The following is a 13,969-nucleotide window of genomic DNA, read 5'->3' as shown; positions in this document are numbered from 1 at the left end:
TCGCGCGCCAGGATACGCAATTTCCTTGACTGCGAGTCGAACCCGGCTTCTACACAGGAATCTCACAGCGATCGAGCGGCGACCTATGATCGCCGATCGACGACGTCTTCGTAGCGGTACTCGGTTGCTATGACCTCGCCCGAGCGGTGCGCGTCGTCCTCGCGTCGACGCAACTCGACCCGGCGGATCTTGCCCGAGATGGTCTTGGGCAGATCGAAGAACTCGACGCGTCGAACTTTCAGATACGGCGCCAGGTGGTCGCGTGAGTACTCGAGGATGGCTCGGGCGGTGTTTTCATCGGCCGACCACCCTTCGGCGAGCACCACGTACGCCTTGGGGACCGCCAGTCGGGTGGCGTCGGGCTGCGGCACCACGGCGGCCTCCACAACTGCGGGGTGCTCGATGAGCACGCTCTCGAGTTCGAACGGCGACACCTTGTAGTCCGACGACTTGAACACATCGTCGGTGCGACCGATGTAGGTGATGTAGCCGTCCTCGTCGCGGCTGGCGACGTCACCGGTGTGGTAATAGCCGTCCCGCATGACGAGTGCGTTGCGTTTCTCGTCGTCGACATAACCCGTCATCAGGTTCACCGGCGTGGCACTCAGATCCAGACAGATCTCCCCCTCGTCGGCGAGGTCGCCACTGAGCGGGTCCACCAGCACGACGGGCACCCCGGGCATCGGGCGTCCCATCGAACCCGCTTTCACCGGTTGCCCCGGAGTGTTGCCGACCTGCAACGTCGTCTCCGTCTGACCGAACCCGTCGCGGATGGTCAACCCCCATGAACGCTGTACCGCACCGATCACCTCGGGGTTCAGCGGCTCACCTGCACCCAGAATCTCGCGCAGCGTCTCCGGCCGCTCACCGAGCTCGGCCTGAATCAGCATGCGCCACACTGTCGGTGGGGCACAGAAGGTACTCACTCCTGCGCGCCGGATCTGGTGCAGCAGGGCGGCGGAGTCGAAGCGGGCGTAGTTGTAGACGAAGATCGTCGCCTCGGCTATCCACGGCGCGAAGAAGCAACTCCAGGCGTGCTTGGCCCAGCCCGGAGAGCTGATGGCCAGGTGGACGTCGCCGGGGCGCACCCCGATCCACGCCATCGTGGACATGTGCCCCACCGGATAGCTCACCTGCGAATGCTCGACGAGCTTGGGCCTGCTGGTGGTACCGGACGTGAAGTAGACCAGCAGCGGGTCGGTGGTGTCGGTCCCGGGATCGAAGGGCCCGTCCGGCTCCACCGTGTCCGCGCCGGCATAGGCGTGCCACCCTGCCGCGTCGCCGCCCACCGAAATCCCGGTGAACTCGGCATCGATGCCCTCGAACTTTCCCGAATCCGAGGAGTTGGCGATCACGAAGCGAGCGCGCCCGCGACCGATCCGATCGGTGATGTCGGCCGGGCCGAGAGCGCTGGTCGTCGGCATGATCACCGCGCCGAGCTTCGCGACCGCCAGCATCGACTCCCACAACTCGACCTGGTTGCCGAGCATCAGGATGACACGATCGCCCTTCCCGACACCGAGCCCACGAAGCCAGGCCGCTACCTGATCGGACCGACGGGCCATCTGCGCGAACGTGATCTTCTGCTCGCTGCCGTCCTGCTCGACGATCCACAGCGCGGTGTTGTCGTTACCGGCGGCGATCACATCGAACCAGTCGGTGGCCCAGTTGAAAGCGCCGTCCAACCGCGGCCACTCGAAGGTCTCCACGGCCGTCTCGTAGTCGGCGATCACGTCGACCAGTCGATCGCGCGCGGCGCGATACTTCTCGGTGTTCAACGAGGTTGCAGTCATGGCTACCAGCATCCACGCCTCGAGGGGCATCAGGCCAGCGACTGCACCCAGGACTGATGCAACGCTGCGTAATGACCGCCCTCGCGGGAGGTGAGTTCCTCCGGCGAACCGTCTTCGACGATGCGGCCGTGCTCGAGCACCAGCACCCTGTCGGCGATCTTCACCGTCGACAGACGATGTGCGATCACCAGTGCGGTGCGGTCGGCCAGCACCGTCTCCAGCGCGCGCTGCACCATCCGCTCGCTCGGGATGTCCAGCGAGGAGGTCGCCTCGTCCAGGATCAACACCGCCGGGTCGGCCAGGAACGCCCGCGCGAACGCGACGAGTTGCCGTTGCCCCGCTGAGAGCCGCCCGCCTCGCTTGGCGACGTCGGTCTCGAAACCGTCGGGCAGCGCTTCGATGAAGACGTCTGCCCCGACTGCCGCGGCGGCGCCGCGAACCTCCTCGTCGGTGGCATCCGGCCTGCCGAAGCGGATGTTGTCGGCGACCGTTCCGCCGAACAGGAAGTTCTCCTGGGTCACCATCACGACGTGACGACGCAACTCGGCCTGCGCCACATCCCGCAGATCCACCCCGTCGAGCGAGACCGACCCCGACACCGGGTCGTAGAACCGTGTCACCAGCTTGGCGATCGTCGACTTGCCCGCGCCCGTCGTGCCGACCAACGCGACCGTCTGCCCCGCGGGTACCACCAGGTCCAGGCCGGGCAACACCGGCCTGCCCCGAGCGTACTCGAATTGCACGTTGTCGAAAGTGATCTCGCCGCGGACCGCCCCCAGCTCCACGGGGTCGGCCGGGTCATCGATGCCCGGCTTCTCCGCGAGCACACCGGCGAGCTTCTCCAGCGCCGAGGACGCGGACTGAAACGTGTTGAAGAACTGCGAGATCTCCTGCATGGGTTCGAAGAACATGCGCAGATACAGCAGGAACGCGGTCAGCGTGCCGATCGTCATCTCGCCGTTCAGCACCCGATAGCCGCCGTAGAGCAGCACCACGCCAGTGGTGATGTTGCCGACCAGCTTGACGCCGGGCATGAACACGGCGAGCAGTTTGAACGTCTTCTCGTTGATCACCCGGTAGCGGTCCGCGACGTCTTCGAAGATCTCCTGGTTGCGCGGCTCCCGCCGATACGCCTGCACCGCTTTGATTCCCGTCATCGTCTCGACGAACTGCACGATGACCAACGCTGAGACCTCGCGGACCTCGCGGTAGATGAGGGAGGACTCGCGGTGGAACCACACGACCAGCAGCACCAGAACGGGGAACGCCACCAGGCACATCAGGCCGAGCTTGGGGTCCAGCACGATCAGCAGCACCGAGGTACCGATCAGCGTGAGCACCGCGGTGATCAGGCTGTCGAAGCCGGTTTCCAGCATGTCCTGGATTGCCTCGACGTCGTTGGTGGACCGACTCACCACCCGGCCGGAGGTGTACCGATCGTGAAATGCGATGTCCAGCTTGCCGAAATGACGGAACACTCGCCGACGCAGTTCGAGCAGCACCTTCTGGCCGGTGCGGCCCGAGCGGCGCAGGAAGTACAGTCGGCTGATCGCCTGCACCACCACCACCCCGCACAACGCCGCGACGATCGTCATCAATGTCGTGGCCGGCCCGCCCTCGAGCAGCGGCGGGATGCCGTCGTCGATGCCCTTCTGCACCAGCAGCGGAACCGACAGCCGTGCAACGTTTTCCACTACGACGATGACGGCCAGGAAAGCGACCGTCCACCGGTAGGGCCGAAGCAGCGAGCCCAGCAGCGCGCGAGCCTCACGCTGCCGTGGCACCGTCTCGTCGATGGGCAGGTCGCCCTGCTCGTCGAACTTGCCGCGCCAATCGGTTGTCGTCTGCTCCTCGGGCGTCGCCGTCACAGCCTCTCCTCCAGCACTTCACGCTGCAGCCGCGCCCGCTCTTCGTCTTCACGCCACGTGCAGTCCCGCTCGGCCCCGTCGTCGAGTTCGTCGTCCGCGGCCAGCAGGTACCGGTAGGCGGGGACGGTGGCCAGCAACTCGGTATGGGTGCCGACGTGGGTGATGGTGCCGTTCTGCAGCAGCGCGACCCGGTCGGCGAGCAACACCGTCGACGCGCGGTGCGCCACCACGATGCCGGTGACCGAATGCAGCACGCGGCGCAGCGCCTCCTCGACCTCCGCCTCGGTGTGCACGTCCAGCGCGGAGAGCGTGTCGTCGAGCACCAGGATCCGCGGGTTGGCGAGAATGGCCCGGGCCAGCGAAAGTCGTTGGCGCTGACCACCGGACAAGCTCATGCCCTGCTCGCCGATACGGGTATCCAGGCCGAACGGCAGGTCGTAGACGAATTGGGCGGCCGCGACGTCGATGGCCTGCCGCAGGTCGGCTTCGGTGGCGTCCGGCCGGCCGAGTCGGAGATTCTCCGCGACCGACATCGAGAACAGCGTCGGATCCTCGAACGCGGTGGCGACCGTGCGCCGCAGGGCCTCCAGCGACAACTCGCGGATGTCCTGCGCGTCGATCCGGATCTCGCCCTCGGTGACGTCGTACAACCGGGACAGCAGACTGGCCAGCACCGATTTGCCGGACCCGGTGGAACCGACGAGCGCCAACGTCTCACCGGGTTCGACGGTGACATCGACGTGCCGCAGAACCCATTCGTCCGCCCCTCCGGACGCGCCCACATCTTCGCCGTCGGGAAACCGGAAGCCCACGTCGACGAGTTCGAGGCGCCCGCCCCGCGCGGGCTGGTCCCGTGGTCCGTCGACGATTTCGCGTGGAGCGTCGAAGATCTCGGCGATTCGGTTGGCGGCGGTGAACGACTCCTGCGTCATCGACAGCAGGAAGCCCAGCGACGCGATCGGCCACACCAGCGACAGCATCATCGTGATGAACGCGACGAGCGTTCCCATCGTCACCTGGCCGTGGCCGGCCGCGTAGGCACCGAATCCGAGGACCACGATGAGCGTCAGGTTGGGGATGACCTCCAGCAGCGTCCAGAATTTGGCCGACACCGAAACCCTGCGCACCTGGGTGTCGTACAGATCGGTCAGTTGCTCGTCGAAGCGGTCGTAGACGTAGTCCTCCCGGCCGAAGGACTTGACGACACGAAGGCCGAGCGCGGACTCCTCGACGTGCGTGGCCACGTGACCGGCCTGGTCCTGGGCCTGGCGGGACAGGCGGGTGTACTCCTGCTGGAAATGCAGCACCGTCAGCGTGATCGGCACGATCGAGACCAGCACGACGACCCCGAGAGGCCAGTACATCGCCAGCAGGATCGTGGTGACGACGGCGATCTGCAGCACGTTGAGCATCAGGAAGATCAGGCCGAACGACATGAACCGGCGAATCGTGCTCAGATCGTTCATGATCCGCGACAGCAACTGACCGGACTGCCACCGGCCGTGGAACGACATCGGCAGGATCTGAAGCCGCGCGTAGAGGTCTTTGCGGATGTCGGCCTCGACGCCCATCGTGGCGCGCGCCACCAACCAGCGGCGGATGAACCACAGCACCGCCTCGGCGACGCCGATGCCCATCGCCGCGGCGCCGAGCATCCACAGGCCCTGCTGGTCCTGCTGCCGGACCGGGCCGTCGATCACTGCCTTGGTCATCAGCGGGATCGCCACGGTGGCGGCGAGGCTGGCGAGCGCGACCACGATCATCGCGATCCACCGGACGCGGTACGGCATCAGGTAGGGCATCATCCGCCACAGGTCTGAACTGGCCCTCACCTGCTTGAACGGCGGCGCTATCGCGGGCGCCGCGCGCAGCGCGTTCGAGGAGTCACTCACTTAGTAGATCTTCCCATTGCGCGCAAGTGGTTAACCCCTCTGCCGAAACGGTATTCCGCGCGCAGAAAGGGGAGTGGGGGCCGCGCGGAGCGCAGTTTCGGCGGTCGGTGCCGAACTGGGTGCGGTACAGGTCGGCGTAGCGGCCACCGCGCGCCAGCAACTCCGTGTGCGTACCGCGCTCGACAATGAGCCCGTCCTCGACGACCAGGATCACGTCCGCGGCCCGCACGGTGGAAAGACGATGCGCGATGACCAGGGAAGTCCGGCCCGCCAATGCCTCGGCGAGCGCCTGCTGCACCGCGGCCTCCGACTCCGAGTCCAGGGATGCCGTCGCCTCGTCGAGCACCACCACCTGCGGGGAGGCCAGCAGCACCCGCGCGATCGTCAGCCGCTGCCGCTGACCACCCGAGAGCCGGTAGCCACGCTCCCCCACCACGGTGTCCAGACCGTCGGGCATGTCGGCGACCACATCGGCCAACCGGGCGCGCTCCAGCGCCTCCCACAGCTGGTCGTCGGTCGCCTCGGGAGCGGCCAGCCGGAGATTCGACCCGATGGACTCGTGGAACAGGTGCCCGTCCTGGGTGACCATGCCCACGGTGTCCTTCAACGACGCGAACGTGAGATCACGCAGATCGATCCCGTTCAACCTGATCGCGCCGGAGTCGACGTCGTACAGCCGTGCCAGCAGTGCCGCAATGGTCGACTTCCCCGCACCCGACGATCCCACCAACGCCACCATCTGACCGGGTTGCGCGGTGAAGGACAGGCCGTGCAGCACCTCGTCGCCGCCGCGCTCGTCCAGCTCGGCCACCTCCTCCAGCGAGGCCAGCGACACCTTGTCGGCGGACGGGTAGGAGAACCGGACCGAGTCGAAGTCCACGGTGACCGGGCCGGCGGGCACCGCCGTGGCACCGGGTCGCTCCTCGATCAGCGGGACCAGATCCAGAACCTCGAAGACCCGCTCGAAGCTCACCAGCGCCGTGGCGACCTCCACCCGCGCATTGGCCAGCGCGGTCAGCGGTGCGTACAGCCGGGTCAGCAGCAGAGCCAACGAGACCACCGCGCCGGCCTGCAGCTGCCCGCCGATGGCCAACGCCCCGCCCAGCCCGTACACCAGCGCCAGGGCCAACGCCGACATCAGCGTCAACGAGTTCATGAACGTCGCCTGCAGCATCGCGGTGCGCACCCCGATGTCGCGGACACGGCCGGCGCGCACCCGGAATTCGCGGGACTCGTCGCCGGAGTCGCCGAACAACTTCACCAGAGTCGCCCCGGGCGCGGAGAACCGCTCCGTCATCTGCGTGTTCATCGTGGCGTTGTGGGCCGCCGCCTCACGCGACAGCCGCGCCATGGAGCTGCCGATCCGGCGTGCCGGGATCAGGAACAAGGGCATCAGCGCCAGCGACAGCAGCGTGATCTGCCACGAGATGCTCAGCATCACCACCAGCGTCAACGTCAGCGCGACCAGGTTGGACACCACCCCTGAGAGCGTGTCGGAGAACGCGCGCTGCGCTCCCATCACATCGTTGCCCAACCGGCTGACCAGTGCGCCGGTACGGGTGCGGGTGAAGAACGCCACCGGCATCCGCTGCACGTGGTCGAAGACCGCGGTGCGCAGGTCCAGGATCAGACCTTCGCCGATCCTCGAGGACAGCCACCGCGTGACCAGCGACACCCCCGCTTCGGCGAGCGCGACCGCTGCGATCACCAGCGCCAGCGCCACGACCACCGCCGAACTGCCGGCGCCGGTGATCTGGTCGACCACCCGACCGGCGAGCAGCGGGGTCACCACGGTCAGCACCGCGCTGACGACGCTCACCGCCAGGAACACCGCCAACCTGCGGTGATGCCGCGCAGCGAAGCGCCAGATCCGGCCGAGCAGGCGTCGGTCCGCCAACGATCGCAGATCGCCGCCCCGCGCGTGCGTCTGCCGGTACAGCGATTGCCTGGCAACCGTTTCCAAACTCATGTTTTCACCGTAGAACCTCAACAATGGATGAGGTCAAAGGCTTCCCCGGCGCCCACACCCGCTAATCCTGCTTTTCCCCAGGAAAATTCGAGTGCCGTCCTGCACAACGCGGATTCCGGCGTGAATCAGGCGCACGTGCACGGCGTCCCGCGACTGGGCGGTGTCATCGGGCAAGATTGCGTCCATGGACAGTGGCGTGGGCTCACCCAGAGTGCTCGTAGTCGACGACGATCCTGACGTCCTCGCCTCCCTGGAGCGCGGACTGCGGTTGTCCGGGTTCGAGGTCTTCACCGCGGTCGACGGCGCCGAGGCGCTGCGCAGCGCCACCGAAACCCGGCCCGACGCGATCGTGCTCGACATCAACATGCCGATCCTCGACGGCGTCTCGGTGGTGACCGCGCTTCGCGCGATGGACAACGACGTGCCGGTGTGTGTGTTGTCGGCGCGCTCGTCGGTCGACGACCGGGTGGCCGGCCTGGAAGCCGGCGCCGACGACTACCTGGTCAAACCGTTCGTGCTGGCCGAGCTGGTCGCGCGGGTCAAGGCGTTACTGCGCAGGCGCGGGTCGACGGCGACGTTCTCGTCGGAGACCATCGCGGTCGGACCTCTCGAGGTCGACATCCCCGGCAGACGGGCCCGGGTCGACGGCGTCGACGTCGACCTGACGAAGCGGGAGTTCGACCTGCTGGCGGTGCTCGCCGAGCACAAGACCGCGGTGCTGTCCCGTGCGCAGTTGCTCGAACTGGTCTGGGGTTACGACTTCGCCGCCGACACCAACGTCGTCGACGTCTTCATCGGCTACCTGCGGCGCAAACTCGAGGCCAACGGCGCGCCGCGGCTCCTGCACACCGTTCGCGGCGTGGGATTTGTCCTCAGGCAGCAGTAGGTCGTCGTGACCGTGCTGTCCCGGATCTTCCGTCGCACGCCGTCGCTGCGCACCCGAGTCGCTCTGGCCACGGCGATCGGGGCGGCGATCGTCGTCGTCATCGTCGGCACCGTGGTGTGGGTCGGCATCACCAACGACCGCAAGGAACGCCTGGACCGGCGCCTCGACGAGGCCACCGGCTTCGCCATCCCGTTCCTGCCCCGGGGGCTCGACGAGATCCCGAACTCCCCCGACGACCAAGACGCCGTCATCACGGTCCGTGAGGCAGACGGGGAGGTCACGTCGACCTCCAAGGTCGTGCTGCCTCAGCTGGAACCCGGTTATGCCGACACTTACATCGGCGATGTGCGTTACCGGGTCCGCACCGTGGAGATCCGGGCCCCTGACCCGATGTCGGTGGCCGTCGGTGCCACCTACGACGCGACCATCGCCGACACCAACAACCTGCACCGCCGGGTGCTCATCATCTGCGTGTTCTCGGTCGGCGCAGCGACGCTGCTCGGTTGGCTGCTCGCGGCGTTCGCGGTGCGGCCGCTGAAACGGTTGGCGCAGCAGACCCGCCAGATCGACGCCGGCGACGAAGCACCCGACGTCGACGTGCGGGGTGCCAGCGAAGCGGTCGAGATCGCCGACGCCGTCAACGGCATGCTGCAGCGCATCTGGAGCGAGCAGAACCGGACCAAAGCCGCGCTGACCTCGGCACGTGACTTCGCCTCGGTCTCCGCACACGAACTGCGCACGCCGCTCACCGCGATGCGCACCAACCTCGAGGTGCTCGCGACACTGGACCTCGCCGAGGATCAGCGCAAGGAAGTCGTCAACGACGTCATCCGCACCCAGACCCGGATCGAGGCCACCCTGGGGGCGCTGGAGCGCCTCGCCCAGGGCGAGCTGTCCACCGCCGACGACCATGTGCCGGTCGACATCACCGAACTGCTCGACCGCGCCGCGCACGACGCCATGCGGGTCTACCCCGACCTCGAGGTGTCGCTGGCGCCCGCTCCGACGGTGATCATCGTCGGACTACCCGCCGGTCTGCGGTTGGCGGTCGACAACGCGATCGCCAACGCCGTCAAACACGGCGGCGCCACCCGGGTCCAACTGTCGGCGGTCAGCTCACGGGCCGGCGTCGAGATCGCGATCGACGACGACGGCGTCGGGGTTCCCGAGGAGGAACGCGCCATCGTGTTCGACAGGTTCACCCGAGGGTCCACGGCGTCGCACTCGGGCTCCGGACTCGGCCTGGCCCTGGTCGCCCAGCAGGCCGACCTGCACGGCGGCACAGCGGCTTTGGAGGCAGGTCCGCTGGGCGGAGCGCGCCTGCTGCTGCGCCTACCAGGCCCGCGCTGACCGCCGCCGAGACTGCTTCCTTCGCGCGGAATCCGACGTCGAGGCCGCGTGGAATACCGTTTCGGCGGTTCGGCTAGCGGGTGGCCAGCAGGTCGATGACAAAGATCAAGGTCTTGCCCGACAGGCGATGACCGCCACCGGCAGGACCGTAGGCCTTCTCCGGCGGGATCGTCAGCTTGCGCCGCCCGCCGACCTTCATGCCGGGGATGCCGTCCTGCCATCCCTGGATCAGCCCGCGCAGTGGGAACTCGATGGACTCGCCGCGATTCCAGGAGCTGTCGAACTCCTCGCCGGTGTCGTACTCGACGCCGACGTAGTGCACCTCGACATTGGCGCCCGGAACGGCTTCGAGGCCGTCGCCGACGACGATTTCCTCGATCACCAACTCGGTGGGGGCAGGACCATCGGGGAACTCGATCTCGGGTTTGGTAGCCATTCGACCAGCCTAACGGCCGACTTGTCCGGATCTGCCTCTCGCCGGCCCTCCGATACGGGCACACTGAAAGGCGTGACCAACGACCAAGACATCCTGGCGCAGGTGAACGGACTCGTCGCCGAGGAGAAGGAGCTGCGCGACAAGGTGCAGCACCACGAGATCGACGAATCCGAGGAACACCGGCGACTGAAGTCGATCGAGGTACAGCTCGACCAGTGCTGGGATCTGCTCCGGCAGCGGCGCGCCCTGCGTGCCAGCGGCGGCAACCCGGATGACGCGCAGGTGCGCCCGGCCGGTGAGGTCGAGGGCTACCTCGGCTGACCGGTGACGCCGCAGCGGACGCACAGTGACGTCGTCGTCGTCGGCGGCGGACACAACGGCCTGGTTGCAGCCGCGTATCTGGCCCGGGCGGGTCGCCGCGTGCAGGTGCTGGAGCGACTGGACCACGTCGGCGGCGCAGCGGTCTCGGCGCACGCCTTCGAGGGCGTCGACGCACGCCTGTCGCGCTACTCCTATCTCGTCAGCCTGCTGCCGCGCAGCATCATCGACGACCTCGGCGTGCGGGTCCGGTTGTCGCGGCGCCGGTTCTCGTCGTACACACCCGATCCGTCCGACGGTGGCCGAACGGGGCTGCTGATCGGCCCGACCTCGACGTTCGGCGCTGTCGGGGCCGGTGCCGACGAGGCCGGATTCGACGACTTCTACCGGCGCTGCCGAGCGGTGACGTCGCGGCTGTGGCCCACGATGATCGAACCGCTGCGGAGCCGCTCAGAGACGTTGCGGGCCGTCGTCGCCGACGGTGGCGACGACGCCGGGGCCGTGTGGCGGTCGGTGTTCGAGCGCCCCATCGGCGAGGCGATCACCGCGGCGGTCGCCAACGACCTGGTTCGCGGAGTGATGGCGACCGACGCGCTGATCGGAACGTTCGCCCGCCTCGACGACGAGTCGCTGCGGCAGAACGTGTGCTTTCTCTACCATCTGATCGGCGGCGGAACCGGCGACTGGGATGTGCCGGTCGGCGGCATGGGGGCGGTCAGCGGTGCGCTGGCGGCGGCGGCAACCGGGTTCGGAGCCGAAATCGTCACCGGAGCTGAGGTTTACGCGATCGAACCGGACGGCGAGGTGCGGTATCGGCATAACGATTCGGAGCATCGGGTCGCCGCCCACCATGTGCTGGCCAACGTGACGCCCGCAGTGCTGGCCCGACTGCTCGGTGAGGACGAGCCGGACCTGGCCCCGGGAGCCCAGGTCAAGGTGAACCTGATGCTGCGGCGACTTCCTCGCCTGCGGGACGAAACCGTCACGCCGGAGCAGGCTTTCGGCGGCACGTTCCACATCAACGAGACCTTCACCCAACTCGGGGACGCCTATCGGCAGGCAGCGCACGGTGCGGTACCCGATCCGCTGCCGTGCGAGATCTACTGCCACTCGCTGGCCGATCCGACGATCCTGTCCGATTCGCTGCGCGCGGCCGGCGCGCACACCCTGACGGTGTTCGGGCTGCACACACCGCACAGTCTGGCAACGTCGGGAACACCCGACCGGGTGCGTGACGACCTGACCTCCGCAGTGCTCACCTCACTGAACTCCGTTCTGGCCGAACCTGTTCAGGATGTGCTGATGGAAGACTCATCCGGTCGGCTCTGCATCGAAGCGAAGACCACCTCCGACTTGGAGGACTCGCTGGGTATGACCAACGGCAACATCTTCCACGGGGCGTTGACATGGCCGTTCGCCGAGGACGACGAACCGTTGACGACGTCGGCCCAGCGGTGGGGAGTTGCCACAGCACATGACCGAATTCTGTTGTGCGGATCCGGTTCTCGACGCGGTGGTGCTGTCTCGGGGATCGGCGGTCACAACGCGGCGATGGCTGTGCTGGAGGGCTAACGGCCGATCAGCTTGCCGACGATCGAGCGCAGCGCCACCAGGTCGTCGACGTCGAGATCGGCGAGTACGTCGGGAGCAGGATCGTGCACGTCGTCGATCGCCGCGACCATCGCGCGGCCCGCGTCGGTCAGCGACACCAGCTTGCACCGGCGGTTCGCCGGGTCGACCCGGCGGACGACCAATCCACGTTCCTCCAGGTCGTTGACGGCGACGGTCGCCGCTGGCGCGTCAACGGTCGCCGCGGCGGCGACCTGCTTGACCGACAGCGGGGTGCGCGTCAATCGCTGCAGGATGCGGATCCTGCTGAACGGCAGGCCGGATTGATCAACGACAGCCCGCTTCCAGCCATCCTGGTGATCGATGACGAACGCAGCCAGATCGCGCCAGACCTCGTCGGCGATGCTGTTGTCAGACACGGGCCTCCTTGACCGGCTCCGGGGGCCCGGCGATCAGCGGTGCCAGCCGCTCCGCCGAGCGCAGACCGCGCGGCGATGTCGCGAACAGACCCAACGCCAGGATCACCAGCCCCAGGCCCGCGCTCATGAACCACAGCGGGCGGGCGGCGGTCGCGAAGTCAGCACCACCGGCCGCCATCGCGGTGCCCGCGATCGAACCGCACAGCGCCACACCGATACTGACGCCGACCTGACGGCTCGTCGAGGTCACCGCCGAGGCCGCCCCGGCGCGATCGAGCGGCATCCCGCTCACCGCGGCGTTCGTGATGGGGGCGTTGACCATCGAGAAGCCGATTCCGAAGACGGTGAAGATCACCAACAGCACCCACACCGGCGTCGTCGCGGTCAGGAACGTCAGCAGGCACGATGCGAGGGTGATCAACACCCCGGCCGCCACCAGCGACGGCCGCGCACCGTAGCGACCGACGAGGCGTCCCGACAGCGGGGAGAACAGCAGCGCCCCGAGTGCGATCGGCAGATAGATGAGCCCGGTGTGCATGGCCGAGTAGCCGCGCTCGTTCTGCAGATACAACGACATCATGAACAGGAACGCGCCCCACGCGGCGAACGCACTGACCGCGGTGACCGTCGCGGCGGTGAACGGGATGCTGCGGAAGAACCGCAGATCCAGGAACGGGTCCCGGCGCCGGGATTCGTAGCGCAGGAACCCGACGAAGGCGACCGCTGCGACACCGGCGATGCCGACGACGCGGGCGTCCGTCCAGCCCAGTACGGGCCCCTCGATGAGGGCGTAGACGATGCCGAACAGGAAGGTCACCGCCAGCATCTGACCGACAGGGTCGACGCTTCTCATGGTCGCCGATCTGGATTCGGGGACGAACAGCGCGGTGAGCAGGATCGCCACCGCACAGATGGGCAGGTTGATCCAGAACACCGAACGCCACCCGATCGTCTCGATCAGCAGGCCACCGACGATCGGCCCGAGCGCCATCGAGATGCCGACCACCGCACCCCACACGCCCAAGGCGCGCGCACGCTCCACCCGGCCGGTGAAGATCTGCGAGATGATGGACAGCGCAACAGGATTAAGCATCGAACCACCGATGCCCTGCAGGAATCGCGCGCCGATCAGTGTATCGATGGTGGGCGCGAGGCTGCATGCGAGCGACCCGATCGCGAAGAGGGCGAGGCCGGTCTGGAACACCTTGCGGCGACCGAGGCGGTCCCCGGCGGCTCCGGAGAGCATCAGCAACGACGCGAGCACCAGCGTGTAGATGTCCACGACCCACTGCATCTGCGCGGGCGAGGCGGACAGGTCGGTGCGGATCGTCGGAATCGCGACGTTGACGATGGTCGCGTCCATCGACACGATGAGCAGACTCAGGCAGCACGAGACCAGAATGGTGGCCTTGCGCCTGGGCGTCATCACGCCGACGGTTGGATTCACCCGACCATTGTGAAACTACAAC

Annotated in this window: 11 protein-coding genes; 4 read left to right on the top strand and 7 right to left on the bottom strand. The window is 67.5% G+C overall.

All coding sequences use genetic code 11. From position 1 onward, the window contains the following. Positions 1–83: 83 nt before the first annotated feature. Genes ABDC78_RS22010 through ABDC78_RS21995 form a run of 4 tightly spaced genes read right to left on the bottom strand, consistent with a single transcriptional unit; the run spans position 84 to position 7,522 of the window. Positions 84–1,793: an AMP-binding protein gene (locus tag ABDC78_RS22010; protein ID WP_178358355.1), complete on the bottom strand. Its 1,710-nt coding sequence runs from the start codon at positions 1,791–1,793 to the stop codon at positions 84–86. A gap of 29 nt (positions 1,794–1,822) precedes the next feature. After that, positions 1,823–3,661: an ABC transporter ATP-binding protein gene (locus ABDC78_RS22005; RefSeq protein ID WP_178358356.1), complete on the bottom strand. Its 1,839-nt coding sequence runs from the start codon at positions 3,659–3,661 to the stop codon at positions 1,823–1,825. Then, on the bottom strand, positions 3,658–5,553 hold the full coding sequence (locus tag ABDC78_RS22000; RefSeq protein WP_178358357.1) for an ABC transporter ATP-binding protein: 1,896 nt from the start codon (positions 5,551–5,553) through the stop codon (positions 3,658–3,660). The genes ABDC78_RS22005 and ABDC78_RS22000 overlap by 4 nt, the downstream gene beginning before the upstream one ends. Next, positions 5,546–7,522, bottom strand: coding sequence for an ABC transporter ATP-binding protein (locus ABDC78_RS21995; protein WP_178358358.1), 1,977 nt, complete (start codon positions 7,520–7,522; stop codon positions 5,546–5,548). Before ABDC78_RS21995 ends, ABDC78_RS22000 begins: the two co-directional genes overlap by 8 nt. 175 nt (positions 7,523–7,697) lie before the next feature. Between ABDC78_RS21995 and prrA the strand changes: the two genes are divergently transcribed. Both prrA and ABDC78_RS21985 read left to right on the top strand, forming a co-directional pair. Continuing rightward, complete coding sequence (gene prrA / locus ABDC78_RS21990) at positions 7,698–8,408, top strand: two-component system response regulator PrrA (protein ID WP_178358400.1); 711 nt, start codon at positions 7,698–7,700, stop codon at positions 8,406–8,408. 6 nt (positions 8,409–8,414) lie between these two features. After that, positions 8,415–9,758 (top strand): HAMP domain-containing sensor histidine kinase, encoded by a 1,344-nt coding sequence (locus ABDC78_RS21985; protein WP_178358359.1) that lies wholly within the window; start codon positions 8,415–8,417, stop codon positions 9,756–9,758. A 73-nt stretch (positions 9,759–9,831) separates the two neighbouring features. On the opposite strand, the gene ABDC78_RS21980 is transcribed toward ABDC78_RS21985, so the two are convergent. Beyond that, entirely contained in the window at positions 9,832–10,194 is a 363-nt protein-coding gene (locus tag ABDC78_RS21980; RefSeq protein ID WP_178358360.1) for an FKBP-type peptidyl-prolyl cis-trans isomerase, read from the bottom strand. A 72-nt stretch (positions 10,195–10,266) separates the two neighbouring features. Here ABDC78_RS21980 and ABDC78_RS21975 point away from each other — a divergent pair, with 72 nt between their 5' ends. Next, entirely contained in the window at positions 10,267–10,515 is a 249-nt protein-coding gene (locus tag ABDC78_RS21975) for a DUF2630 family protein (protein ID WP_178358361.1), read from the top strand. Between the two features lie 3 nt (positions 10,516–10,518). After that, positions 10,519–12,084: an NAD(P)/FAD-dependent oxidoreductase gene (locus ABDC78_RS21970; RefSeq protein ID WP_178358362.1), complete on the top strand. Its 1,566-nt coding sequence runs from the start codon at positions 10,519–10,521 to the stop codon at positions 12,082–12,084. On the opposite strand, the gene ABDC78_RS21965 is transcribed toward ABDC78_RS21970, so the two are convergent. Both ABDC78_RS21965 and ABDC78_RS21960 read right to left on the bottom strand, forming a co-directional pair. Then, a complete protein-coding gene (locus tag ABDC78_RS21965; protein ID WP_178358363.1) occupies positions 12,081–12,500 on the bottom strand; it encodes a MarR family winged helix-turn-helix transcriptional regulator in 420 nt (139 codons plus the stop codon). The genes ABDC78_RS21970 and ABDC78_RS21965 overlap by 4 nt on opposite strands. Then, positions 12,493–13,926, bottom strand: a complete 1,434-nt coding sequence (locus tag ABDC78_RS21960) for an MFS transporter (protein ID WP_178358401.1) — start codon at positions 13,924–13,926, stop codon at positions 12,493–12,495. Before ABDC78_RS21960 ends, ABDC78_RS21965 begins: the two co-directional genes overlap by 8 nt. Positions 13,927–13,969: the final 43 nt, after the last annotated feature.

Origin of the sequence: Mycobacterium sp. DL (assembly GCF_039729195.1) — a bacterium.
In the GTDB taxonomy this organism is placed as follows: Bacteria; Actinomycetota; Actinomycetes; order Mycobacteriales; family Mycobacteriaceae; genus Mycobacterium; species Mycobacterium hippocampi_A.
The sequence above is the reverse complement of the archived record's forward strand: the minus strand, read 5'-3'. Positions and strand labels throughout refer to the sequence as shown.